The following is a 23982-nucleotide window of genomic DNA, read 5'->3' on the forward strand; positions in this document are numbered from 1 at the left end:
GTGATCCCGTCGCGGGGCGCGGTCACCTTTCCGGATCACTCCGGAGGTGTCTTTGCCCGTAGGGATCTACGGTGGAGATATGACCGCCTTGGAGTATCGGCATTTGCTGGTCGCGCGGGACGGCGACACGGTGCGCATCACCATGAACCGGCCGGAGCGGCGCAATGCGCTGTCGGGTGAGCATCTGGCCGAACTACTCGCTTCGTTCCGGGCCGTCGGCGAGACCGACGCGACCGGGATAGTGCTAGGGGCGCATGGTCCGGTGTTCTCCGCGGGACATGATTTCGCCGACGTGGCCGCCCGCGACCTGCTCGGCGTGCGGGAACTGCTCACACTGTGCACCGAGCTCATGTCGACCATCGAGTCGGTGCCGCAGGTGGTGATCGCCCGGGTACACGGTCTGGCCACGGCCGCCGGCTGCCAGCTGGTGGCCTCATGCGATCTGGCCGTCGCCGCCGAGTCGGCCGGGTTCGCGCTCCCCGGCGGTAAGGGCGGCTGGTTCTGCCATACCCCCGCGGTGCCGGTCGCGCGCGCCGTCGGCCGTAAACGCCTGATGGAACTCGCCCTCACCGGCGATCCGATCGACGCCCGCACCGCCGAACAATGGGGCCTGATCAACCGAGCGGTGCCAGACGCCGAGCTGGACGCCGCCGTCGACGAGCTGCTCGCCCGCGCCACCCGGGGCAGCCGGGCCAGCAAGGCACTCGGCAAACGCACTCTCTACAGCCAACTCGACCGCCCTGAAGCGGATGCCTACGCCCTTGCCCTGGAAGTCATGGCCGCCGCCGCCCAACTTCCCGGCGCCCGCGAAGGGATGGCGGCCTTCCTGGCGAAGCGCCCGCCCGTCTGGCCCGATTAGCGCCGCCAGAGGGGTTCGATGTCCAGAATCGATGATTGTGCGAGCCGAGTGGCTGCGGCAGCCCTGCGGTCGACACGGACGGTGGCGGTTGCGGAGTCGTTGACTTGCGGCCAGTTGTCGGCGGCGTTGGGTGCTGCCCCGGATTCGGCACAGTGGTTGCGGGGTGCGGTGGTTGCCTACAGTTCGGATGTCAAACGGCAGGTTCTGGGCGTTCCCGAGGTTCCTGTGGTGTCGGAGACGGCGGCCCGCGCCATGGCGGTCGGCGTGCGGATGTTGCTCGGCGCGGACGTGGCTGTGGCGGTGACCGGAGTGGGCGGCCCCGATCCCCAGGACGGTGAACCGGCGGGATCGGTATGGCTGGCGGTCCACGCCGAGGATGGGACCTGGGCCCGGCATGAACTCTTCGATGGCGAACCCGAAGACGTGCTGAGGTGGACGGTTGAAGTCGCGCTCGACATGGTGTGCGAGGCGATAGGCGAAACCCCGAGCTGACCGGCGCTATCCCGGCCGGTGACTATCGAGAACGCTGTCTCCGAGATCTAGGCTTGCCCGTTCGTCGTATGGGTGGGGAGCGCTACCGATAACTACGCGGTAGACGGGTAGCCCCCCGACATCCACCGCCGAGCAAAGGAGCGACAGTGACCCGATTCGGATACACACTGATGACCGAGCAGAGTGGCCCGCGCGAACTCGTCCGCTATGCGGTCGCCGCCGAGGAGGCAGGATTCGACTTCCTGGTCAGCAGCGACCACTACGCACCGTGGCTCGAGGAGCAGGGACACGCACCGAACGCGTGGACCACGCTCGGGGCCGTCGCACAGGCGACACGGCGCATCCCGTTGATGACCTACGTGACATGCCCGACCATGCGCTACCACCCGGCGATTGTGGCGCAGCAGGCGGCGACGTTGCAGATCCTGGCCGAAGGGCGGTTCACTCTTGGGCTCGGAAGCGGTGAGAGTCTCAACGAGCACGTCATCGGTGCGGGCTGGCCCGGGCTCGAGGAACGGCTGGAGCGACTCGCGGAGGCCATCGGCATCATTCGTGACCTACACGCGGGCGGGACGGTCAGCCGACTCGGCCAGTGGTATCGAGTCGACGCCGCTAAGGTCTGGGACCTGCCGGATCAGCCGGTACCGATCGCGGTCGCGGTATCCGGACCACGATCGGTGCAGCGATTCGGTCCTTTGGCCGACGAGATGGTCAGCACCAGTCCCGACGCCGAACTCGTTCGGTCGTGGCATCGCATCCGCGCGAACGACTCCGCCGCGGCGCGGTCCCGCGTGACCGGGCAACTGCCGATCAGCTGGGATACCGATCGCGACAAAGCAATTCAGCGCGCCCACGAACAGTTCCGGTGGTCGGCAGGCGGCTGGGATGTCAACTCGAATCTGCCGACGCCGGCGAGTTTCGCGGCCGCGACGCAGTTCGTGCGCCCGCAAGATGTCGCCGAGACGATCCCGTGCGGCCCCGATCTCGACGCCATCGTGGCGGCGGTGCGGCCCTACCAGGACGCTGGGTTCACCGACATCGCCGTCGTCGAAATCGGCGACGAACAGCAGGACCGGTTCCTCGCCGAGGCCGCCGAACCGCTACTGGCGAAACTCCGTGCGGCCGATACCGATTCCTGAACGTCCCGGTCAGCGCCCGCCGCAGCGGCGGCACGATCGCGTTCGGCCGGCGCGTCGACGATATTGCCGAGGAGATCGGGCGGCTTTGCCGAAACCCCCTCGGACGCAGCACCTTTCAAGATCCACACGGATGTGGCGACCGCCGAAACCGGTATGGAATCGGTCGGCGTGACCGCGACGGTGGCCATCACCGGAACGAACGCTGCCACCCGCCGCCCGTGACCGTAGAGCAATCTATCCGCGCACGCGTACCGGCGAGGACGGAGACAAGTAGTTGACCACTCGTGACGCATTCGCACGGATGGCGCACGCTCGAACCCGCTCCGGTATTCATCCGAGGAGCCCATCCGCGTCGTCGGGGAACATTGCCGCGGACCACAGCATTTGTCTACAGACGCAAGGCCACAATCATGAGAATCACTCTGTCCCCGCTCCCACGCCACACATGCGATGCCACACCGTGTCTGGTGCCGCTGTCCCCACAAGCGTTCAGCCAGCTGTACCTGCACTATCTCGAACTCCTGAACGCGAGTCGGCTACCCGCGACGATGACCTTCGAGCAGTACTACGAATACTGGCGGTCCGGTCGACGCGGCGAAAATCTCGTCGGTCTCGACGACGGCGCGACCCGGCTCGAACCGGGCAAAGGCAAGGAGCTGATCACCCGGCCCGACGTGCAGCTCAAAGGAGTAATTCAGACGATCGTGCTGCTCGTCGATTTTCCCGACAAACCGCACGATCCTGTGCACGGCACGGGCTACTACGACGCAATGCTGTTCAGCGAAGACACCTTCCCGTCCGGGAGCATGCGCGACTTCTACCGCAAGGTCAGCGGCTTCGACGCGGCGGCGGATACCGGTATCGACATCCAGGGCGCCGTACACGGCTGGTTCCGGATGCCGCATCCCCTGTCGTTCTACACCGACGGCAACTCCGGAACCGGTAACAGCTTCCCGCGCAACTCGGCAGGCATGGCCCGTGACGCCGTCAAGGCAGCCCTTGCCGAAGGGGTCGACTTCGGTCCCTATGACGTACTCGGCGAGAAGATCGTCACCGCGCTGTTCATCGTCCACGCCGGGCGCGGCGCCGAAGAGACCAGATCGGTCGACGATATCTGGAGCCTGAAATGGGCGATCCCGGGCAACGGTGAAAAGGTGAAGACCCATCTCTCCGTCACGACATTTCTCACCGTGCCCGAGGACTGCAATATGGGCGTCTGCGCCCACGAATGGGGCCACCTCGCCGCCCGCTGGGCCGACTACTACGACACCACCCAGTCCGCGAACTTCCAGTCGGCAGGCCTCGGCGACTACTGCCTGATGGCCGGCGGTAGCTGGGGCAACCATGGCATAACCCCGGTCTTTCCCAACGGCATGCTCCGCGCGTTCCACGGTTGGTTCCGGCCTCGCGTCGTCACCAAGACGACGAAGAACATCACGCTCGAACCTGCCGCGCAAGGCGGCGGCATGGTTTTCATCCGGAACGCCGAACGGATGCGCCGCGAAAGTCAGTACATTGCCGTGGAATACCGGCGGAAGACCGGCCAGGACGCATTCCTGCCCGACCAAGGTGTCGCGATCTACGTGGTCGATGAAGACATCGCCGACGTCAACGACGAGGACGCGCTCGCCATCGAGTTGATGCAAGCCGACGGCAAACGGGACCTCGCCGCCATATTCCGCGGTGGGAACCGCGGAGACGCCAACGACCTGTATCCCTTCGGTGACAACACGAACCTCGGCAAGACCACCACCCCCGCCCTCAACATGCCCGGCGGAAAGTGGTCCGGCATCACGATCGCCGTCAAGGGCACACCTGGCGACGACCGGATGGCCATCGACGTCACCATGACCTGAACGTGCAAACGGTCCTCCCAGACTCTGGGCGAGTCTATGCCGTGCGATCATGTCATCGCGTCGCACGCATCGATGCAGGCCGGAATCAACTGTGAGGAGGGCTAGTGACGAACAACGGGGTTCGCCGGGCTACCGGCGTGAGTGCCAAGCTGGGTTTCGTCGGTGCAATCGTGAGTGCGCTGGTGCTGGGGCAGCACACCGTCGCCAGCGCCGCGGAGACGACCACGTTCCAGCTCCCGCTCGTGAAAATTTCCCAATCATGGGGTATTCCAATGCAATTCAACATCTACTTGACGGCGACAGTCGGCGACCAACCCGGAGTCACCACCTTCGGTGTGGCCAATCCCGGTCCCTTCGGCGGTAGCGCCCTTCTCGACTCCCACGCCCGGATCCAGTGGTCGAACCTCACGACCGGAGCAGTCGGCGTGGTCGACGTGGCAGATCGGGAAACGGCGCAGCAGCCCTGCGCCTGCGCCCCTGCGCCGGTGCCGGTGTTCACCGGAGCAGGGCAGATCGTCGCACTGGCCACCGCCGGCGGCCTCGCCATCAACATTTCCTCGGGGCTCGGTACGTTCACGGCTCTTTGAGCCCAGCCGGGACCGGTAACCGCTTTCGGCGATTACCGGTCCGGTCGATGGATGGAATCCGAACGTCTCAGGGACCATCGGGCAACGGCTCTTCATTTCCGTTGACCGACCGAAGGGCGAGGGTCTGTTTCGGTGTCCAGTAGATCCGGCCGTTTTCGAACTCCTGGTAGGTCCCGGTGTCGAAGAGGATTTCGTCGGATGTCGGCCAGCCGAGGGGCCCGTTCTCGAATCCGCTCCGATTCCATCGGTCACGGATTTCGCCGTGCACCCAGTACACCGGTCGGCCGTTGCGGTGGTAGAGCGCCCCGTTCTGGAAGCCCTCCACCTCACCCCATTCCACGTCCTTCGGATCGCGCAGTACTGCATTGTCGGTGATCGGGTACCCCAAAGGCCCTGCTTCCCAACCAGTTTCGGCAAACTTGTCGAACAACGACGACGGGATCGGATGTGCCCCGGTGGAGGGATGCCAGTAGATGTATCCATTCTTGAATTGAGCGAATCGACCGACGCCGTCGGCTGTCTTCATTTCGCCGTTGGTACCGAGCCGCGGACCCAGCCACGGTGAAGCCGCCGCCTTCGCATCGATTTCTCCGGCCGGCGCGGCACCGGAGAACTCTCGGACGTGGCTTTCGAAGACGTCCCACGGGAAGTTCGGGCCGACGTCGGTATGGGTGCCGATCCCCAGGCACTCCGTCACATATTTATGGTCGGAGATGCCGTCGCGCCGCGTATACGGCGGAGCGATGACATCGGTGGCGAAGCCGTACTTCTTCGCGTCCTGAACAGCCAGCCAGGCGGCTATCCGGAGGTCTTCGTCGATGGCCATCCATTGGTCCCTCGACCATGACGCCCGGCTGCCCGCGAAGCAGAGATTGATCGTCTGCGCGTTGGCATCCAGGACCGACCACGACGCGTAATCCGTGTCGACGACATCGCAGACGATCGCATTCTCGAGCGTGTAGTGATAAGAGACGCCATTGGCCGTGTTGTTGAGATACGCCGCCAGAGATTCGGCTGTGCTGTTGCCTTCCTCGGTGTGCAGCAAGAAGTTGGTGATGCGAGCTCCCCAACGCTCCGACCGGGAGTTTCCCATTCTGTCGAGTTCGGTGAAAAAGGGGGCGTTCACGGTGTGTTCTCCTTGTGCCTGAATGCGTTGGATGGACCACTGCCCGAAGTCGGTAGCCAAGATGTCGTTGACGTCGACCGAGCTACCGTCGATGACGGGGCCAGGATTGGATGCGGTATCAATGACGCGCTGATAGAGGACGGCCTCGGGTGTGTCGAGCCGATTGCCGGACCACGCGCGCGTCTGCCAGGCCCAGAACCGGCCTTCGGAAGTCCGGCCGACTACACCGTCTTGGATGGCCCAGGCGCATACCTTGGACGAGCCGTAAACTCCGGTCCACTCCCGCCCGATCGCGTCGTTGACGCCACGAAAAAAGTTGACCGCCTGGTCGTTCCATTGGTCCAGCGAAATGTCCTCGTCCACCGCGAAGAAGATCGGGCACCGGTCGTGTCCGCCGGCGGCGGTGTGGATTTCCCTGGCCTGCAGGCCCATCCGATGTCCGCCGTCGTAGCCTGTGGTCCAGTCCGAGGGTGCCTGGGCATTACCGGGCTTGCCGTACTGCCATATCGAAACGATGTCCAGTCCGGTAGCCCGCACACTATCGGCATATTCCCTGGTCACCGGCTTGGCGCCGAAACTGGCTCCGGGTCTGCTCGGCGACACGTAGACCAGGACAGCACTGTGTCCGGCTGCCTTGATGGCGTCGGGATCGATGAAACGCGCGGCGAAATCAACTGCGGTGGACATGCGGGGAGCTCCATTGGTCGAGAGAGGCGGGTCTGCGGCTTCGGCCAGCAGCGGCAGCGGGTCGAGCCGGTCCGATCCGGGTGGCACCCAGACATGCCGATGCCACTCGAGGTGCAGGTGCGGGGCGACGCCGCCGTTGGATGCGGAATCGGGGTTGATGCGGGCGATCCGCTGCCCCGCTACGACCCGGTCACCGACCGCGACTTCGCGAATCACGTGTCCGTACACGGTTGCGCCGCCGCCGTCTTCGGCGGGATGGTCCAGGACGACCCAGCCGGCCGGGTCGGGTCCGCCGAACCCGGAGGCCGGACCCGCGAATACCACCGTGCCGGCTTGGACCGCGTAGACGGGTAATCCGCCGCTGCCGCCCGGCCAGCCGAGATCGACACCCCAGTGGAACCCGTTGTCGCGGCGACCGAATCGGGAGGTGACGATGCGGCCACGCGCCAAGGGCCAGTACCTGGTCATGTCGGCTCCACACGGTTCCGGTTGTGGAATGCCTCGATCACGATGCCCCCTCCGAGAAGTCGTAGCCGACCGGCTGCGAAGCAGTTGCCCAACCGAGTAGAGCAGGGCTCGCGGCGCGATTCGTCATCCAAACCGATGAAAAAGCGGTCCCCGTCGACGACATTCGGGAGAATAGAATCGAGTGCCGGACTACTCGTGTGAAGCATCTCCCCAAGACCTATGATCCACCCCAGGATGATTGCCGTTTCTCTTGTGTCGCAGGTCATTTCATATGCCGATGACAATCGAGAGGTTCTCCGCGATCGTCGCGCGAATCAACCGCGCGGCGCTGCATCCGGCTGACTGGCCGCAGGCGGTGCACGATATCGTCACCGAATTGGGCGCGCACCGCGGCGGCTTGGTCGTCTCGGCATCGGGTAGCCGGCGGATGACCGCCTGTTCACTCGGCGCGGACGATCTACGCCACAGCTACAACACCCGATTCTGGCGTATCGATCCGATCGCGAATGCGCTCGAACATGAACCCGCCGGTGTCATTACGACATGCGAAGAGCTGCTGGGGCCGGACTACCTGCACCGGCATCCGTTCTTCTGCGACTGGATGGTGCCACACCGGCTGGGCAACGGGATACTCATGCTCCTCACCGGTGGCGCCAGCACATCCTGGATCGGGGTGTATCCCGATGGGAGCCGCAATCTCGACCGATCACAGGCGACGTCGACGATGCGCTTGCTGCTCCCGCATCTTCGGCACGCGCTGAACGTGCAGTCCTGTTTGACGGACGCCCGTAACGAATACGGCCTGGCAATCGCCGTGCTCGACGCGCATCGCAACGGGCTGGTGATCGTGTCCAGTTGCGGCGCTATCAGTTACGCGAACCCAGCGGCATTGTCGATCCTGGAATCGCGAGACGGCCTCGGTATAGGACGCCGCGGGCACCTCGAATCATCCGACAGCCGAACAGCAGTCGGGATGCGCGCGATCATCGATTCGGCAGTCCGCAAGTATGGGCCCTACGTCGGCGGGCGCACCCTCATTCCCCGGGACAGCGGTCGCAGCTCGTACGCACTACTGGTGTTACCGCTGGATCCGAAGATCGGCTGCCCGGAGGAGTACACATCGGCGGCGCTCGTCGTCATCGTCGACCCGGATCACGAAATTCCGGAAGGACCGAAGGTACTGCGGCAACTGTACGGGTTGACCGCAGCCGAAGCGCGCGTCGCGGCGGCGGCATTACGCGGCGAAGGCCTGCGGTCGATCGCGGAAGAACTGGCGGTATCGGCGAACACCGTGCGCACGCATCTGCAACGCGTCTTCGAGAAGACCGGTACACATCGACAGGCCGAACTGGTTCGGGTGCTGACTGCTGTGCTGTCCGGAACCGGTCAGTTCGTCGAATTCCGCGAGGAGTAGGCCGCGCTGGCGGACCGACCGACAGTGTGCAGGTGACGCAGCGCTTGGGTGTATGAGCCCAGAAGGCTGGTCTGGCAATAGGGAACACCGATTTCAGCGCAGAATGCGGCGACCAGCGGTTGGGCTCGGCGCAGGTTGGGCCGGGGCATGGATGGGAACAGGTGGTGTTCGATCTGGTAGTTCAGGCCGCCGAGGGCGGCATCGGTCAGCCGCCCGCCGTGGACATTCCGGGAAGTGAGCACTTGGCGGCGCAGGAAGTCGGTTGAACCGGGAGTCGGCAGTACGGCCATCCCCTTGTGGTTGGGTGCGAAGGTGCACCCCATGTAGAACCCGAACAGGCCTTGCTGCACCACGAGGAAGGCAATGGCCTTGGCCGGGGACAGCACAAGGAACACCGCGGACAGATACAAGGCCGCGTGGGCGCCCAGCAGCGCGGCCTCCCGGCGCCAGTACGGCGTCGACCGCCGCGCAAGGGCTCGAACACTGGCGGTGTGCAGGCTGCCCGCCTCGAGGAACAGCATCGGAAAAAACAGCCATGCCTGGTATCGGAAAATCAGCCGCCGGATGCCATGGCTGGCGGCTGCCCGCACACTGGAATGCGCCAGCACGCCCATTATGTCCGGGTCGGCGCCCTCGGTGTTGGGGTTCGCGTGGTGCCGATTGTGATTGCCGACCCACCAGCCGATGCTCAACCCGATGCCGAGATTTCCGCAGATCATGCCGAGCTGCTGGTTGGCGCGCCGGGTGCGAAAGATCTGCTGATGCCCGGCGTCGTGGCCGAGGAAGGCGAATTGAGCGAAGATCACGGCCAGAAACACCGCAGTGCCCAGCTGCCACCACGAGTCGCCGATGAGCGCGAACGCCGTCCACCCCGCAGCCAACGCCGCCGCCGTGACCGCGATCCGCCAGCCGTAGTACCGCAGCCGCCGGTTCAGCAGTCCCGCTTGTCGCACTCGGCGAGACAGCCTGGCGTAGTCGCTGCCCCGGTCGGGCTCGACACGCGGGTCGGATTCGGTCAATGTCACGCGTTGGGCCCCAATCGATAAATCACCGGCTGCAAAGGATATCTACAAACCTAGCGGTGTGAACCGAACAACAGCCCCAACACAGCCCGAACGCTCGGGGTCGATGTGGCATTCGAACTCCGGAACGGATCGTTGCTGCGCATCAGGAATTCGGCGAGGTAGCTGTCGTGGGGTACGCCTGGGCGCAGCCAGGTGGTCGGGTTGTCGCCGAGGTACCGGTTGGTGATCCGTTGTGCCTGCATGCCCGGCGCTCGGCGAACTCTCCGAACATATGCTACCCACCCGGCGGCACCGCGAGCACATTCGCGTCGCCAATTCCGGTGCAGTGGTGCTCGTCCCAGCTCAGTGCGAATTCCATCCACCGGTCGAACATCACGAAACGCTTCGGATCGCCGGTGGTGCCGCCACTTTCGTAGATCCCGGCGATGACTCGATTCGCATTGGTCAGCCCGCGCGGAATCATATCCTCGACGGGCACCGCGCGGAATTCGTTGACGACATTGGGAAAAGGCTCAGATCGCTGAAGGTTCGCACATCGGAGAGCGGATCGAAATCGAGTGTCTTCGCATGCCGCAGCCAGAACGGGCTGCCCGTATCGTCACTGAAATGCAATGCATGAGGGCACGGATATAGTCATCCGCGTTGCTTGCCACGAGTTCGCGGCGGGAGAGGTCCAAAATTTTCAGTCCGAGTCCGATCAGCGCGGTCGAGGAGACACGGGCGTCCTCGGTGAGGGCGATGCCCGCCTCGATCACGTTGTCGGAGATGGTCGCGGCGACGAACCAGCGGATCCGCCGCGACACCACAGACGGAACAGGCGGCATGCCCAACGACTGCGACATCAGGCAGCACTCCTCGTCGGCGGCTGGGCAGCAGGCCGGATCTACCGCGAGACCAGGCCGAGGAGATCGTCGAGGGCGTGTCGGATGCGGCGATCAGCCAGTTCGTAGCGGCTGCGTTGACTCTCGGGGACCGGCCACGACCAGGCCGCAGCCGTGCAGACAGGCCAGATGGTTGGACAGGTCCTGCTGCGAAACCCCGATCCGGTCGGCCAACTCCGACGGATAGGTCGGACCGGAGACAGCCGACGGGCGTACGAAGTTTCGCCTGACCGGCCATTAACAGGATAGTTATCTTCTAAATGTTCTCGTTCCGGCCGTTCGTCGGATAGCCAGCGGTAAGCTGTTGTCGACGCCTTTCCGTGGTACCAGGAGGTGTCCTGTCCGGTTCGGTCGATAGTGCAGCTATCGGCCAGCCGGAGTACGCACTCCGGTCGGGGGTAAATCACGTGCGCTTCACCGAGCAACGAATCGGATAACAGTAGCCGATTCGGCAGGTGACACATTCACAACAAAATCCAGCGATTCGGCAACGTGGCCGAGCACGCGGACGTCACAAAGCTTGGTCCTGGCCGACATCACCGAATCCAGCGGCCCCACGTCTAACCAGACCACGGGCGCGCATCAGCCCAACAGGGCGGCCACGGAGGTGTCGTTAACAAATTTCTTGATTCAGCATTTAATTGAAGGATGCAAAATGTCTAAAAAAATATTCAAGACCGCCGCCGTGACTGCTATGGCCTTGCCCTTGCTCGTCCTCGCAGCTCCCGCGGCTTCTGCCGACACGACTCCATCTCCATCTCCGTCGTCCTCCGCCCCGTCCGGCACACCCGTGTTGTTCGGATCGGCCGTGTGGTGTATCAATCTCGGCAGTGTCATCTGGTGCATCTGAGTTCATCGGCTCCCTCGAATTGAGCTAGCCGGTCGAGGACACAATTTCACGCTTCCGGTGCGTCGCGCGCGACGCACCGGAAGCCGAGATGGCAGGTAACGGTGTCCTCGGTCTGCCCCTGTCGGGCTGCGGGCCGGTACCGAAGGCAGTAGTCGGCCGCGCACAGATACGATCCGCCCTTGATCACGCGGCGTGGAAAGCGTTGCGGCGCTGTTGGTTCGGGGGTGTCCACGTGCGGGTTGCGTGGGGCACAGCAGGTCGGTGTGGGACGCTGAGCGCGGAAGTAGTCCACGGTCCACTCCCACACGTTGCCGGTCATGTCGTGCAGACCCTAGCCGTTCGGTGAATAGGTGCCGACCGTCGTGGTGCCGGGTGTCCCGGTCTGCCCTCGGCCGGGGTGGAATTGCCACGGAAATGCGCCGACCCAAATGTTGGCCATCCGACGGCCGGTGGGTTCGAACGTCGCGGATCACGGTAACCACGGAATCCCGCCTCAATCGCGCGAAAATGCCGCCGCCGCCGCCATTTCCAGGTCCTGGTAGGGCTTGCCGCTCACGTCCTCGATGACCTGGTGCATGGTTCCACCGGTGAACGGGAACGGTGAGCGGTAGCTCGCGGATACGGATTGACCGCTGTCGCGGCCGACGCGGATTCCTTCCCCGACGCCGGAGAACACGATGGGCTGGGTCCGCATGTCCTCCAGTGAGCCGACCGGGTTCTCATCGATATACAGGACGGCATCACCGGTGGGTGTGAAGTTGTCGGGGCGGGTGCCGCGGCGTTCGTACCGTAGCCCGAGGATATGGTCGCCCAGCGGTACCGTCCGATCGGAAACGATGGTCTGCTCTTCCTCGCCGAGGAAGTTGTAGGTGTAACAAAGGTGGCCGTCCTTGACGTACAGGGTGTGTCCACCGAGTCGGCCGCCGTGGGCGAACAGCACTCCCTCGGCATCGGCACTGTCGATCGTCGTCTCTGCGAGCAGCGCGAACGACCGTCCCTGAATCTCCAGCGCCGCACCGGGTCCCACGTCCGCGACGCCCGGGTAGTAAACGGCACTGTCCCGCTTCGCGCCGTAGGTCGGGCGGTAGCGGGTCATCATGGAGACGACGTCGAGATCGTTGAGCGGCAAGCCGCTGTATTTCTCGGCCTCCGAGAACCACAGCGCCTTCAGCTCCTCCAGCTTCTCGGGATGAACCTCGGCCAGGTCGTGCATCTGGCTGCGGTCCTGCTCGATATGGAACAGTTCCCAGCGGTCCTGGTCGAAATGCCCCCAGCCGGACGGGCATGCCGCGTGAACGGTGTCGGCGAACCACCCGCGATGCCAGATCCCGCGCGTGCCGAGCATCGAATAGAACTGCGTGTGCTTGCCGACGTCCGCGTTCGCGTCATCGAACAGCGCACGGAAACTGATCCCTTCCAAGGGACGCTGCTCCACGTGCTTGACAGTGTCCGGGGGTGTGATGCCGAGCAGGTCGTAGACGGTCGGGGTGATATCGCAGACGTTGAGGTACTGGTGGCGCACCTCGCCGCGGGCGGCCACCCCGGCGGGCCACGACATGAGGCACGGGTCGGCGATGCCGCCTTCGTGCGAGGCATATCGCTTGTACAGCTTGTACGGGGTGTTGAACGCCATCGCCCACCCGATGCTGTAGTGGCTGTAGGTGGTCGGCGAACCCAGCTCGTCGAGCTTGGTCAGACTGTCCTCGACCGTGTCGATGTAGCCGTTGAAGAACTTCATTTCGTTGGCGGTGCCGTTCGGACCACCCTCGCCGCTGGCACCGTTGTCGGAGAAGGCGACGATGATGGTGTTGTCCAGTTGGCCGCTTTCTTCGAGATAGTCCAGCAGTCGGCCGATCTGGGCGTCGGTGTAGGACAGGAATCCGGCGAACACCTCCGCCTGCCGTCGGAACAGCCGCTTCTCGTCCTCCGACAGCGAATCCCACGCTCGCACCGTGTCCAGCATCGGCCACGGCTTGCCGTCGGCACTGGTGACATTCGCATACGGGTTCATCGGCGACAGTTCGGTATTCTCCGGCACCAGACCCATGCGCTTCTGGTTCTCCAGCACGATCTCGCGATACTTCTCATAGCCCATGTCGAAGCGGCCGCGGTACTTGTCGGCCCACTCCCGCGGCACATGGTGCGGCGCATGCCCGCATCCCGGGCACAGGTAGGTGAACCACGGCTTATCGGGGGCGACCACTTTCGAGTCGCGGATGAACTCGATCGCCTTGTCGGCCAGATCCTTCGACAGGTGATATCCGTCTTCCGGTGCGTACGGCTGTGAGATCGGGTGATTGTCGTACACCAGATTCGGATACCACTGGTCAGCCTCGCCACCGAGGAAACCGTAGAACCGCTCGAACCCACGCCCCAGCGGCCAATGCCGCTTGGACGCGGCCAGATTCTCCTCTTCCAGTGGTGTCATATGCCATTTGCCGACCGCGTACGTGTTCCACCCGCGCTCGGCGAGGACCTCCGAGCACAGCGCGGTTTCGGCCGGTATGCGGCCACACATACTCGGGAACCCATCGGTGAACTCCTCGATGGTCGCCATGCCGACCGAGGTCGCATTTCGGCCGGTCATCAAGGAGGCACGGGTGGGCGAACACAGGGCGGTGGTGTGGAACTGCGTGAACTGCACACCGCGATCGGCGATTCGCTTCATGTTCGGCATCTCGACCAGACCGCCGTAGCAGTCCCAGGTACCGATCCCGATGTCGTCCCACACCAGATACAGCACATTCGGCGCGCCCCGCGGCGCCGTCGGTTCCGCGTAAGGCCCCCAATCGGGGACCGAATCACGGATATCCAGCGCGACCTCTCCTTCGAACTTCCTGGCCATCATCCACCTCCGGTACGAGAGCTGTTCGTTTGCCATTCGTCCTGGTCCGGGCTCCGGACCTCATGCCGAGTACACGCGCGAACGCCGACCGGTGCGGCTGTCGTGTTGGGATGCACATTCCCAGCTCCGGCGATACCGCGGAGACGGGCTCGGATATTCGATTCGACGTGTGGTGGTCGTGCTCTCCCGGACATGTTGTCGGGAAGTTTGCTGATCAACGCCTTCCGTACAGAGAGTACGGCGACCCACCGCGATGTGTCACGAGTTCGGCGGCAGGGGCGACCGAGTTCGGAACAGGTTGAGTTCGTACGTGGTCACCGGCGGCGTCCAGCCGATGATTGCGAGCGCCGACCTCGGATTCGGATTGCTGAAGATCTGAGGTTCAGTCGACGCCGAGGGCGACTTCGGTTGATTTGATGAGGACGGTGACGCGGGAGCCGTCGCTGAGCTCGAGGTCGTCGGCGGCGTCGCGGGTGATGGAGGACGTGATTTCGTCGCCGCCGGCCAGCCGGACGCGGACGACGGCCATCGCTTCGCCGCGGGTGACCGAGACGACTGTTCCAACGAGTTGGTTTCGTGTGGATAGTCGCATGTCGGTGATCCTACGCAGTGCAGGCACCGATTCATCGGATGTTCGTCCACGCCGCACGGGGTAGCGTTTGCCCGCGCAAATGCCACCGGTTGTGCCGACGCGAATTCTGCGCCGAGGTGGCATCTGACGGGTGCACATTGTCGCGGCACCGTTCGTACTGGCGATTCTCAACACCGTCGGGTTCTAGCCTCAGGTGGTGCCCGCGCTCATGCCGCCGGAGATGGTGATCGCTTCGCCGTTGAAATGGCGCCCGGATTCGCCGACCAAGAGCAGGATGGCTTGGGAAACCTCTTGCGGCACAATCAGATCACCATTCGGCGGACCGGCGGCGAACATCGCCTCCACATCCTCGAGTGTGGGATTCTCGATATCGGGCACCATCGCCGAATACATTGCCGGATTCATGATCATATCGGTGCGCACACCGGCCGGTAGTACCGCGTTGACGGTGATGCCGTGCGGAATTACCTCGTGGGCAAGCGATTTGACCAAACCGATGACACCCCATTTCGCTGCCGCGTAGTGGCCGGAGTTCGCCGCTCCCATGCGGCCGACGATGGACGAGGTGGCAACGATTCTGCCCCACCCGCGTTCGATCATGTGCGGCAAGACCGCGCGGAAACTGTGGAAGACGCCGGTGAGATTGACATCGATCATGTCCTGCCACATCTGCTCGTCCATCTCGGCGACGGCCGCGCCGGAGGCGATACCCGCGTTGGCGAGCAGTATGTCGATCCGACCGAACTCGGCGATGGCTCGTTCGGCGAGCCCGCCCATCGCGGCGCGGCTACGCACATCGGCCTGCACCGCGACGCAACGCCGCCCGGTCTCCTCGACGAGCTTGACGGTCTGGGCGAGATCGTCTTCGGAACTCAGCGGGTACGGCACGCTGCCGATAGCTTCGCTGATGTCACACAGCACGATGTCGGCGCCTTCGGCCGCCAAAGTGATTGCATGCGAACGCCCTTGACCGCGAGCGCCGCCGGTGATCACCGCGACCCTGCCCTCCAACTGCCCCACGTACGTCCCCTTTCGACTGGTTAGCCCATGCTGTCACGATCCGTAGCACCCGTGCATTCGAAATAGGAGTTGCAACGGCCGCGCTCCACACCGCGAGGGTCAGCTCGCGGACCAGCCCGACCAGCGGGTGACGTCGACGGCTAGCACCGGACCGGGTGGCGGCTGGGTGCGGTATACGGGATAGCGTGCGGTCAGCAGGTCCAGGGCCTGCTGGGCTTCAGGGTCGTCGGGGATTCGCGCGGTGCCGTCGGCCCTGGCCCACCACAGGTGCGTCCAGTCGTCGCTGTAGCGGTCGGCGAGTACGGCTACGGCGGGGTTCGCGGCGATATTCGCCAAGCGGCGTAGGGCGGTTGTCGTCTTGGGCTTCGCGTCGACGGCGCTGTAGATGGTGTCGTCGAGGACCGCGAATACGATCGGCACGATGTGTGGACGCAGGTCTGTGGATACGGTGGCGAGTCGGGCTACCGGTTCTGCCATGAACCGTTCCCGCGCCACTTTCGCATTCAGTCGCACCGCACCTCCGCATTACGATCGGCAACGCCCCATTCTCACCTGGTCGGCGACTAGATGCGGACGAACAGCGGCCGCGCGGGGTCCACGGGTATCGGTATGGCAGGGCCGATTCCGAACAGGATGAAGACCGCGGGCTCCGGGCTGTCGTGCAAGGTGCCGTCGTAGTGTGGCGTACCCGCTGTGCGCGTGGCGAATTCACCCGGGTACATGGGCAGAGTGGTGGTCAGGTCGATGGTGGGGCCCGCGCCGACGGTCCAGACGCCCGAGAGCATGACCGCGTGGCGGTCGAAGGTGTAGGCGTGCGGTGCGCTCATCCAACCGGGGTGCCAGCGGGCATAGCTCGCGTAGAAGCCGGGAGCTCGATAGGAACCGAGCACGTCGGCGGTTTCGAAGCTCTGCGGTGGTGCGCCGGGAGCGGGCTGCCAGTTCAGGTCGGCCATGCCGTGAATGGTGGTGCCCGGACCCGGGGACCGGTCTTGGACGGTCGGGAATTCGACGGTCGACGGCTCGGCCGCGTTACCGTTCGATCCCTTCCAGACCACGGGGAGCATCAGCCCCAGTGCGGGCAGCGCCAGCGCGATTCTGCGGCGCATTTCGCGCGCCGTTTCGTCGTCGGCCTCGGCCGGGTATCGGTTGTCTTCCACGCGCATGACCTCCCGGACGCCATCGCAGCAGGGCAAACCGAATTCTTGATGCATCGTATGATGGTGTGCCGATCGTTTGCTGGATATCTGGCAAGATCAACTCGACCGCCCCGCTCATCGCATGGCCACGATCGGTCGGCACGCTGTCCGACCGTACGATGCGAACTGATCCCGTCATTCGAGTCACGAAGGGGGCGTCATCGATGCCGACCGACCAGCTCGTCCAGAAATTCCGGGCCGTCGATACGACGGCGATCTGTGATGCCGATAAGTCGATTCGGGTGCTGGACAGCGCGATTCGCCTGCGTTCGGCCGAGCCGCGGATTTTCGGGCCCGCCTTCACCGTGCGCTGTCGCGGTGACTTCCTCGCAGTGCTGCGCGCCGTCGAGACCGCCGCGCCCGGCGACGTCCTCGTTGTCGATGGCGGTGGTGCCGAAATCGCGCTCGCCGGAGAACTATTCGCGCGCGGCGCGCTGGTGCGCAATCTCGGCGGCATCATCGTCGACGGCGGGTATCGCGATATCGCCTATGTCCGAGGTTGTGCGCTGCCGGTGTACAGCCGCTTCGTCACGCCCATGGCAGGCACCACCGCACAGCTCGGTGAGCTGCAGATCCCGGTGACCTGTGGTGGCGTCGAGGTATACCCGGGTGACCTGATCCTCGCCGACGAGGAAGGCGTCATCGTCGTCGAACCCGACCGCATCGACTGGCTCCTCGATGCGGCGGCAGCGGTCAAAGACGCGGAGGCCGAACTGGTCGCGCTGCTCGATACCGGATCGACACTCAGCGATGGTCTCAACCTCACCGAGCACACCACAGCCCTGAATCGCGGCGAACCCTCGACATTGCGGTTTCTGTCCTGACCGCGAAACGCCTTGCACTCCAGGTAGGTTCAGTCTGGACCGCGGCGAGTCGACGGAACGTCCATAACTCCAGTCTACGGACGGTAAAGATATTCCCATGGTCAGCCATGTCCTCGCGATCGATCTCGGCAAGACCGGCTGTCGCGGTTCGCTGCGCGTCGGCGGACGTCAGCTGGGCTATGCGGAAGCGCCGGGTGCGCCGGGGCTGGCGCACCGTACGGGTGTCACTGCTGCGGAGCGCTCGATCCGCGCGGTGATCGATCAGATCGCCTCGCTACCAACAACGTTCACGCTCTCGGTGGGCGCGGCGGGTGCCGCATCGGCACCGGCCGCGGCCGCAGCATTCGCCCGAAGGCTGGCCGAGGTCCCCGGCGCGGCAGCGGTCGCCGTGACTTCCGACGCCGTCACCGCACACGCCGGGGCGCTGGGAGGATCGCCCGGAGTCGTGCTGGCAATCGGGACCGGAGCCGTCGCGACGGCCGTCGACGGGGCGGGCCGGTTCACCCGGGTCGACGGCTGGGGACCGCAACTCGGCGACGAGGGCAGTGGCGGCTGGATCGGCCTCGAAGGTCTGCGCGCCGCACTACGTGCCCATGACGGCCGCGGGCCACGCACCATCCTGACCGAGAGGGTCCGCGAACACTACGGCATCGAATTGGATGTATTGCCGAAATACCTTGGCGAACACGATAATCCGGCCCTTGTCGCCGCTGAATTCGCGCCCGTCGTTGCCGCTGCCGTCGACGATACCGCGGCCGCGATCATGGCGGCCGCCGCACGTGCACTCGCCCGCACGGTCCTCACTGCGATCGAACGATCCGGAATCCCCCCACTGGTCCCCTATGCGATCACCGGCGGCCTGGTCAAGCTCGGCGCACCGCTCCTGGACCCGCTCGACAACCAGATCGCGCACGCGATCGATCGCCGCGACTCGCTCGGTGACCCGATCGACGGCGCCGCGCTACTCGCTCTCGACCCGACCACCGCGCTCGAAGTGCTGGTCACTCGAATCTCTGACACTTATTGACAGGGACGTCGCGACATCTGACACTTAGTTGCATTCAGTCCATCGCGTCACCGGGGAGCTGCGTTGAACGCACTCGATCTCGCCGTCATCGTCGTCTATCTCGTCACCGTCGCGTGGATCGGGCTGCGGCTGTCCGGAAAACAGAAGTCCAGCAGCGACTATTTCGTCGGTGAGGGCCGAATGCCGTGGTGGACGGTGTGTTTCTCGGTGGTGGCCACCGAAACCAGTGTGCTCACCGTCATCTCGATTCCGGGCGGAGCGTACACCGATCAGGCCTTCGGAAATGTCGAACTGGCCATCGGGTACATCATCGGACGCACGGTCGTGGCGATCGTGCTGATCCCGCTCTACAAGCGCGGTGGGTTCGTCAGCGCATATCAGTATCTCGAGCTGCGCTTCGGTCGCTATCTGCAGGGCGTGGCCGCGGTGACCTTCGTGTTCACCCGGCTGCTCGCCGAGGGCGTGCGACTGTTCGCCTCCGCCATTCCGATCAAATTGCTGCTCAGCGAACTCGGACTCGACTTCGGCTACGACGCGATCATCGTGGCGCTGACGCTGCTCACCGTCGTGTACACGTACCTGGGTGGCATCAAGGCGGTGATCTGGACCGATGCACTACAGATGGGCCTCTACCTCACCGGCGCGCTCATCGCGATCTGCGTGCTCACCGGCCACGTCGGCGCGTCCGGCTGGTCGGATGCGTTGCATGCGGGCAAGTTCCGTGTCTTCGATACCGATTTCGGTCTCGCGCACATTCTCACCAGCACCTTCGCCCTCCCGACCGCGATAATCGGTGGCGCGATCTTCGCGATGGCCTCGCACGGCTCGGATCAGCTGATCGTGCAGCGCATTCTGGCGACGCGGTCGCTGCGCGACAGCCAGAAGGCGATGATCGGTTCGGGCATCTTCGTGGCCATCCAGTTCGCCGCATTCTCCCTGGTCGGCGTGCTGCTGTGGTCCTACAACGGCGGCAAGACGGCCAAGGAACTCGGATTGGCCAGCGCGGACAGCCTGTATCCCAACTTCATTCTGCACGGGTTGCCGGTGGTGGTCTCCGGACTGCTGGTCGCCGGAATCCTCGGCGCGGCAATGGGTTCACTGTCCTCGGCGTTGAATTCCATGGCCAATTCGACGGTCGCCGATATCATTCGCAGCTTCTCCCGGCGCACGCTCGCCGATCACACGCTGCTGCGCCTGGCGCGCGTGATGACACTGGTGTGGGCGGCGCTGATGGCGCTGTTCGCGATGGGTTTCAGCGCGACGACGGGCAATGTGTACCTGACGGCGCTAACCATCGCGGGGTACACCTACGGTGCGCTGCTCGGTGCGTTCCTGCTCGGGCGACTGGTCGCGCGTGCCAACCAGTTCGACGCGATCGTCGCCTTCATCGCCACGGTGATCGTGATGACGTTCGTGGTACGGGTGGTCAAGATCGATGTGACCGTTGCGGGGAAGGTGGTCGAAAAGGGTATCGCGGCACAGTGGTTGGTGCCGATCGGCGTGCTCGTTACCTTGATCGTCGGCGGAATCGCGAGCCTGTTCCATCCGGCGTCCGCACCGGATGAGCCGGAACCCGTTGCGGCGGTGGCATAGTGCGCGTCATCGGGTTGATGTCGGGGACCTCGCACGATGCTATCGATGCCGTCGGCGCCGATATCGAATTGCAGGACACGATGATTCAGGTGCATCTCGTCGGACAGCTCAGCCGACCGTATTCGGATGAACTGCGTTCGGAACTCATCGCCGCCTTGCCGCCCGGTGCCATAGATATGGCCACCGTGTGCCGTCTGGATACCACGATCGGCCAAGCCTTCGCTGCTGCGGCTGATGCGGCACAGCACGAGTTCTTCGGCGGCACAGCTGATCTCGTCGCCGCACATGGACAGACCGTCTACCACTGGGTGAGCGACGGCGCGGTGAAAGGCACGCTGCAGCTGGGGCAGCCTGCGTGGATCGCCGAGCGCACCGGGTTGCCGGTCGTCAGCGACTTTCGTTCGCGCGATATCGCCGCGGGCGGGCAGGGCGCACCGCTGGTGGGACTGTTCGACTTGTTGTGGCTGGCGGGGCGTCCCGAACGCGCGGCCGCGCTGAATATCGGCGGGATCGCGAATGTCACGGTCACCGGCGACAAGCCGGTCGCCTTCGACACCGGACCAGGCAACGCCCTCATCGATGCGGCTGTCGAACTGTGCACCGGCGGCGCCGAGCATTTCGACCGCGCCGGAGTACGGGCCGCCCGTGGCGAGATCGACACCGATCTGCTGGAAACCCTTCTCGCGGAACCCTATTACCGCGCACCGGGACCCAAGACCACCGGGAAGGAGCTGTTCAACCGCAGCTACTTGGCGCGCGTGTTGGACGGCCGTTCGGCCTCCTCCGACGATATTGTCGCCACTGTGACCGCGCTGACCGCCCGCACTATCGCCGATGCCCTCGCACCACTGCGCCCGACCGAGGTCATCGCGTCGGGCGGCGGGACACGCAATCCCACCCTGATGGCAATGCTCGGCGCACATCTCGGCACCACGAAGTTGCGCACGTCCGACGAACTCGGCCTACCGTCGGCGGCGAAGGAGCCAACCGCATTCGCGGTGCTCGGATTCCTCACCGCACACGGTCTGGCGGGTAGCCAACCCGCCTGTACCGGAGCGAGTCGCGCGGCGGTGCTCGGTTCGATCACCCCGGGTGCGGCCGGATTCGCGCTGCCCAGTGCGCTGACCGCCATACCCCGGCGACTCACGGTGGCGAGGTGAACCATGCCCGAGGCTGATGACGTACGCACTCGCCTGCTGGCGGCCCTGCCACGACTCACCCCGACCGCACTTCGTGTCGCGCAGGTGATCCGGCACAACCCGGCCGCCGCCGCACAGCTCACCGTGAGCCAACTCGCCGACCGGTCTGCGACCAGCACCTCCGCGATCGTCCGGCTGGCGAAAACCCTCGGCTACGAAGGCTATCCGCAGCTGCGACTCGCAATGGCCGCAGTCGGCGGAGAGGACGGCTCGCCCGTATTCGCCACCGATATCGACGCCGACGACGCGTTGTCGAAGGTGCTGCACAAACTCACCGCCTTCGAAACCGAGGGCATGATGGCGACCGCCGAACTCGCCGATCCGGCCACCATGGAGGCCGTCGTCGACGCACTGGTGGGCGCTCGACGGGTGCACCTGGTAGGTATCGGCGCGTCCGGACTCGTCGCGATGGATATGGCGCAGAAGCTGACTCGCATCGGAATGTGGTGCGGCGCATGCACATCCGAGGATGATGCACTGGTCCAGGCCAGCCTGCTCCAGGCCGGTGATGTAACCGTCGCGTTCTCGCATTCGGGCGAAACCGCCGCGATCGTCGAGGCCGTGCGCCGGGCCGCCGACGCGGGCGTGACCACGGTCGCCGTGACCGCGGGAGCACGATCCGGACTCGCGAATGCCGCCGCGCACACGGTGCTCGTGGCCGGACGCGAGGACGGATTCCGTTCCGCGGCCATGGCGAGTCGCATGAGTCAGCTCCTCATCGTCGACGCACTGTATGTCGGCGTCCTGCAACGCACGCCGTCGGCAGCCAGGGCGCTGCGGCGCACTTACGAGGCGGTAGCCGATCGTCGAACCAAGGAGGCCGAATGAATCACCCGGTGTCGCGGTGACCGAAATCGGTTCGCTGACCACCGAAGCGTCGAATCCACGCACCAGCGCGCTGGATTCGATGCCGATCGAGGAGTTGCTGCGCACCATGAACGCCGAGGATGTCGGTGTGGCCTCCGCTGTCGCGCAGGCGATTCCGGAGATCGCGCGGGCGGTCGAGCTGATCGTCGCGGCGCGGCGGCGCGGCGGTCGATTGATCTACGTCGGCGCGGGCACCAGCGGCCGCCTCGGGATGCTCGACGCGGTCGAATGCCCACCGACCTTCGGCACCGATCCCGGCGAGGTCCTCGGCATAATCGCGGGCGGACCGGATGCCTTCCTGCGAGCCGTCGAAGGTGCCGAGGACGATCCCGCGCTTGCCGTCGCCGACCTGTCCACCATCGCACTCACCGGCGACGATGTGGTCGTCGCACTGGCCGCCAGCGGCCGAACCCCCTACGCCGTCGGTGCGCTGCGGTATGGCCGCTCGGTCGGTGCCGCGACGGTCGCGATTTCGTGCAACCGCAATGCCGAAGCCAGCGCATACGCCGACGTCGGCATCGAAGTCGAAACGGGCCCTGAGGTTTTGACCGGCTCCACCCGGTTGAAGGCGGGCACAGCACAGAAAATGGTGTGCAATATGCTCTCCACCGCCGCCATGGTGCGGGCGGGAAAGGTCTACGGCAATCTGATGGTGGATGTGAAGCCCACCAATGCCAAACTCGTCGACCGCGCGCGCCGCATCGTCGCCGAGGCGACCGGAGTAGACCCCGCCACCGCCGCGGCACTACTGGGCGCAGCAGATGGTCACGTGAAAACCGCGATCGTCATGCGCTTGGCCGGAGTCGACGCGTCGGCGGCCCGCGCACTGCTCCACAACGCGGACGGACAGGTGCGCGACGCCGTGCGTCACTGATATTCCGTTCGCCGAATCCCCACGCGGCCAACCGCTACCCTGGCCCACAGTTCCGCGCCCCGGTGGAACGATGTGTCGGCAATTCGGAGGCGCCATGCTGTCCCTGGAGGAGATTTCCGACCGCCTGGAGATCGAGGACCTCATGGTCCGGTACTCACACGCGGTCGACACCCAACAGTGGGATCTGCTCGACGAGATTTTCACCGCGGATGCGCATATCGACTATTCGGCCATGGGCGGCGCGGTCGGTGATCTCGAATCCACCAAGAAGTTCCTCGCCACCGTGATGCCGAACTTCCTTGCGTTTCAACATCTGATCAGCAATTCGTCCATCACCGTCGACGGTGACAGCGCCACCGGGCGCACCATGTGTCACAACCCGATGCTGGTCTCGACCGGCGAAGGTCAGCAGAGTCTGATGCTGTGCGGGCTCTGGTATCTGGATACCTTCGCCCGCGTCGACGGCCGATGGCGGATCAAGCAGCGCGTCGAGGAGAAGAGCTTCATGTTCGTCGCGCCGGGCACTGCCTGAATACGAATCGAGGCTCCCGGATTCGGGAG

At 64.8% G+C, this 23982-nt stretch carries 24 protein-coding genes and 1 pseudogene; 13 read left to right on the forward strand and 12 right to left on the reverse strand.

The annotated features are described in order from the left end of the window. Positions 1-79 precede the first annotated feature (79 nt). From OIE68_RS10415 to OIE68_RS10435, 5 genes are all read left to right on the forward strand, one after another. Positions 80-859: an enoyl-CoA hydratase-related protein gene (locus OIE68_RS10415; protein ID WP_327099171.1), complete on the forward strand. Its 780-nt coding sequence runs from the start codon at positions 80-82 to the stop codon at positions 857-859. 18 nt (positions 860-877) lie between these two features. Beyond that, the gene (locus OIE68_RS10420; RefSeq protein WP_327099172.1) at positions 878-1351 is read left to right on the forward strand and encodes a CinA family protein; all 474 of its coding nucleotides are present in this window, start codon (positions 878-880) and stop codon (positions 1349-1351) included. A gap of 146 nt (positions 1352-1497) precedes the next feature. Then, a complete protein-coding gene (locus OIE68_RS10425; RefSeq protein ID WP_327099173.1) occupies positions 1498-2490 on the forward strand; it encodes a TIGR03557 family F420-dependent LLM class oxidoreductase in 993 nt (330 codons plus the stop codon). Between the two features lie 410 nt (positions 2491-2900). Beyond that, a complete protein-coding gene (locus OIE68_RS10430) occupies positions 2901-4346 on the forward strand; it encodes a M6 family metalloprotease domain-containing protein (RefSeq protein ID WP_327099174.1) in 1446 nt (481 codons plus the stop codon). Between the two features lie 170 nt (positions 4347-4516). Continuing rightward, positions 4517-4933, forward strand: coding sequence for a hypothetical protein (locus OIE68_RS10435; RefSeq protein ID WP_327099175.1), 417 nt, complete (start codon positions 4517-4519; stop codon positions 4931-4933). Between the two features lie 67 nt (positions 4934-5000). Here OIE68_RS10435 and OIE68_RS10440 read toward each other — a convergent pair whose 3' ends face one another. Next, entirely contained in the window at positions 5001-7214 is a 2214-nt protein-coding gene (locus tag OIE68_RS10440) for a glycoside hydrolase domain-containing protein (protein WP_327099176.1), read from the reverse strand. Positions 7215-7491: 277 nt separating this feature from the next. Between OIE68_RS10440 and OIE68_RS10445 the strand changes: the two genes are divergently transcribed. Beyond that, positions 7492-8628 carry a helix-turn-helix transcriptional regulator gene (locus OIE68_RS10445; protein ID WP_327099177.1) on the forward strand — a complete coding sequence of 379 codons (1137 nt, stop codon included), beginning with the start codon at positions 7492-7494 and terminating at the stop codon, positions 8626-8628. Here the strand turns inward: OIE68_RS10445 and OIE68_RS10450 are convergent. The 11 genes and pseudogenes from OIE68_RS10450 to OIE68_RS10500 form a co-directional block, all read right to left on the reverse strand. Then, positions 8601-9647 (reverse strand): fatty acid desaturase family protein, encoded by a 1047-nt coding sequence (locus OIE68_RS10450; protein ID WP_419150761.1) that lies wholly within the window; start codon positions 9645-9647, stop codon positions 8601-8603. The genes OIE68_RS10445 and OIE68_RS10450 overlap by 28 nt on opposite strands. Positions 9648-9703: 56 nt before the next feature. Further along, on the reverse strand, positions 9704-9895 hold the full coding sequence (locus tag OIE68_RS10455; protein ID WP_327099179.1) for a hypothetical protein: 192 nt from the start codon (positions 9893-9895) through the stop codon (positions 9704-9706). Between the two features lie 32 nt (positions 9896-9927). Continuing rightward, on the reverse strand, positions 9928-10131 hold the full coding sequence (locus tag OIE68_RS10460; protein WP_327099180.1) for a hypothetical protein: 204 nt from the start codon (positions 10129-10131) through the stop codon (positions 9928-9930). A 34-nt stretch (positions 10132-10165) separates the two neighbouring features. Beyond that, entirely contained in the window at positions 10166-10495 is a 330-nt protein-coding gene (locus OIE68_RS10465; protein ID WP_327102068.1) for a hypothetical protein, read from the reverse strand. 3 nt (positions 10496-10498) lie between these two features. Continuing rightward, positions 10499-10732, reverse strand: a pseudogene (locus tag OIE68_RS10470) (ArsR/SmtB family transcription factor); the annotation flags it as partial. A gap of 698 nt (positions 10733-11430) precedes the next feature. Beyond that, entirely contained in the window at positions 11431-11703 is a 273-nt protein-coding gene (locus tag OIE68_RS10475; protein WP_327099181.1) for a formylglycine-generating enzyme family protein, read from the reverse strand. A gap of 174 nt (positions 11704-11877) precedes the next feature. After that, positions 11878-14229, reverse strand: coding sequence for an arylsulfatase (locus tag OIE68_RS10480; protein WP_327099182.1), 2352 nt, complete (start codon positions 14227-14229; stop codon positions 11878-11880). 382 nt (positions 14230-14611) lie between these two features. Continuing rightward, entirely contained in the window at positions 14612-14821 is a 210-nt protein-coding gene (locus OIE68_RS10485) for a TOBE domain-containing protein (RefSeq protein ID WP_327099183.1), read from the reverse strand. 189 nt (positions 14822-15010) lie between these two features. Next, a complete protein-coding gene (locus tag OIE68_RS10490; protein ID WP_327099184.1) occupies positions 15011-15841 on the reverse strand; it encodes a mycofactocin-coupled SDR family oxidoreductase in 831 nt (276 codons plus the stop codon). A gap of 99 nt (positions 15842-15940) precedes the next feature. Continuing rightward, positions 15941-16348, reverse strand: coding sequence for a TIGR03668 family PPOX class F420-dependent oxidoreductase (locus OIE68_RS10495; protein WP_327101631.1), 408 nt, complete (start codon positions 16346-16348; stop codon positions 15941-15943). 56 nt (positions 16349-16404) lie between these two features. Then, complete coding sequence (locus tag OIE68_RS10500; RefSeq protein ID WP_327099185.1) at positions 16405-17052, reverse strand: hypothetical protein; 648 nt, start codon at positions 17050-17052, stop codon at positions 16405-16407. A 149-nt stretch (positions 17053-17201) separates the two neighbouring features. Between OIE68_RS10500 and OIE68_RS10505 the strand changes: the two genes are divergently transcribed. The 7 genes from OIE68_RS10505 to OIE68_RS10535 all read left to right on the forward strand — a co-directional run bounded on the left by OIE68_RS10505 (position 17202) and on the right by OIE68_RS10535 (position 23953). Continuing rightward, positions 17202-17861, forward strand: a complete 660-nt coding sequence (locus OIE68_RS10505) for an RraA family protein (protein WP_327099186.1) — start codon at positions 17202-17204, stop codon at positions 17859-17861. 97 nt (positions 17862-17958) lie between these two features. Next, entirely contained in the window at positions 17959-18888 is a 930-nt protein-coding gene (locus tag OIE68_RS10510) for an N-acetylglucosamine kinase (protein ID WP_327099187.1), read from the forward strand. 63 nt (positions 18889-18951) lie between these two features. Then, positions 18952-20481: a sodium:solute symporter gene (locus OIE68_RS10515; protein ID WP_327099188.1), complete on the forward strand. Its 1530-nt coding sequence runs from the start codon at positions 18952-18954 to the stop codon at positions 20479-20481. After that, a complete protein-coding gene (locus OIE68_RS10520; protein WP_327099189.1) occupies positions 20481-21641 on the forward strand; it encodes an anhydro-N-acetylmuramic acid kinase in 1161 nt (386 codons plus the stop codon). The genes OIE68_RS10515 and OIE68_RS10520 overlap by 1 nt, the downstream gene beginning before the upstream one ends. Before the next feature lie 3 nt (positions 21642-21644). Beyond that, positions 21645-22508 (forward strand): MurR/RpiR family transcriptional regulator, encoded by an 864-nt coding sequence (locus OIE68_RS10525; RefSeq protein ID WP_327099190.1) that lies wholly within the window; start codon positions 21645-21647, stop codon positions 22506-22508. Positions 22509-22524: 16 nt separating this feature from the next. Beyond that, positions 22525-23421, forward strand: a complete 897-nt coding sequence (gene murQ, locus OIE68_RS10530; protein WP_327099191.1) for an N-acetylmuramic acid 6-phosphate etherase — start codon at positions 22525-22527, stop codon at positions 23419-23421. A 94-nt stretch (positions 23422-23515) separates the two neighbouring features. Then, a complete protein-coding gene (locus OIE68_RS10535) occupies positions 23516-23953 on the forward strand; it encodes a nuclear transport factor 2 family protein (RefSeq protein ID WP_327099192.1) in 438 nt (145 codons plus the stop codon). Positions 23954-23982: the final 29 nt, after the last annotated feature.

The sequence above is a fragment of the Nocardia vinacea genome (assembly GCF_035920345.1).
GTDB classification, from domain to species: Bacteria; Actinomycetota; Actinomycetes; order Mycobacteriales; family Mycobacteriaceae; genus Nocardia; species Nocardia vinacea_A.

What these genes read in the sequence shown, in the direction of transcription:
- OIE68_RS10415 (WP_327099171.1), top strand. Translation starts at nt 80, where the DNA reads ATGACCGCCTTGGAGTATCGGCATTTGCTGGTCGCGCGGGACGGCGAC.
- OIE68_RS10420 (WP_327099172.1), top strand. Translation starts at nt 878, where the DNA reads ATGTCCAGAATCGATGATTGTGCGAGCCGAGTGGCTGCGGCAGCCCTG.
- OIE68_RS10430 (WP_327099174.1), top strand. Translation starts at nt 2,901, where the DNA reads ATGAGAATCACTCTGTCCCCGCTCCCACGCCACACATGCGATGCCACA.
- OIE68_RS10440 (WP_327099176.1), bottom strand. Translation starts at nt 7,214, where the DNA reads ATGACCAGGTACTGGCCCTTGGCGCGTGGCCGCATCGTCACCTCCCGA.
- OIE68_RS10445 (WP_327099177.1), top strand. Translation starts at nt 7,492, where the DNA reads ATGACAATCGAGAGGTTCTCCGCGATCGTCGCGCGAATCAACCGCGCG.
- OIE68_RS10455 (WP_327099179.1), bottom strand. Translation starts at nt 9,895, where the DNA reads ATGCAGGCACAACGGATCACCAACCGGTACCTCGGCGACAACCCGACC.
- OIE68_RS10465 (WP_327102068.1), bottom strand. Translation starts at nt 10,495, where the DNA reads ATGTCGCAGTCGTTGGGCATGCCGCCTGTTCCGTCTGTGGTGTCGCGG.
- OIE68_RS10475 (WP_327099181.1), bottom strand. Translation starts at nt 11,703, where the DNA reads ATGACCGGCAACGTGTGGGAGTGGACCGTGGACTACTTCCGCGCTCAG.
- OIE68_RS10480 (WP_327099182.1), bottom strand. Translation starts at nt 14,229, where the DNA reads ATGGCCAGGAAGTTCGAAGGAGAGGTCGCGCTGGATATCCGTGATTCG.
- OIE68_RS10485 (WP_327099183.1), bottom strand. Translation starts at nt 14,821, where the DNA reads ATGCGACTATCCACACGAAACCAACTCGTTGGAACAGTCGTCTCGGTC.
- OIE68_RS10500 (WP_327099185.1), bottom strand. Translation starts at nt 17,052, where the DNA reads ATGCATCAAGAATTCGGTTTGCCCTGCTGCGATGGCGTCCGGGAGGTC.
- OIE68_RS10505 (WP_327099186.1), top strand. Translation starts at nt 17,202, where the DNA reads ATGCCGACCGACCAGCTCGTCCAGAAATTCCGGGCCGTCGATACGACG.
- OIE68_RS10510 (WP_327099187.1), top strand. Translation starts at nt 17,959, where the DNA reads ATGGTCAGCCATGTCCTCGCGATCGATCTCGGCAAGACCGGCTGTCGC.
- OIE68_RS10525 (WP_327099190.1), top strand. Translation starts at nt 21,645, where the DNA reads ATGCCCGAGGCTGATGACGTACGCACTCGCCTGCTGGCGGCCCTGCCA.
- OIE68_RS10535 (WP_327099192.1), top strand. Translation starts at nt 23,516, where the DNA reads ATGCTGTCCCTGGAGGAGATTTCCGACCGCCTGGAGATCGAGGACCTC.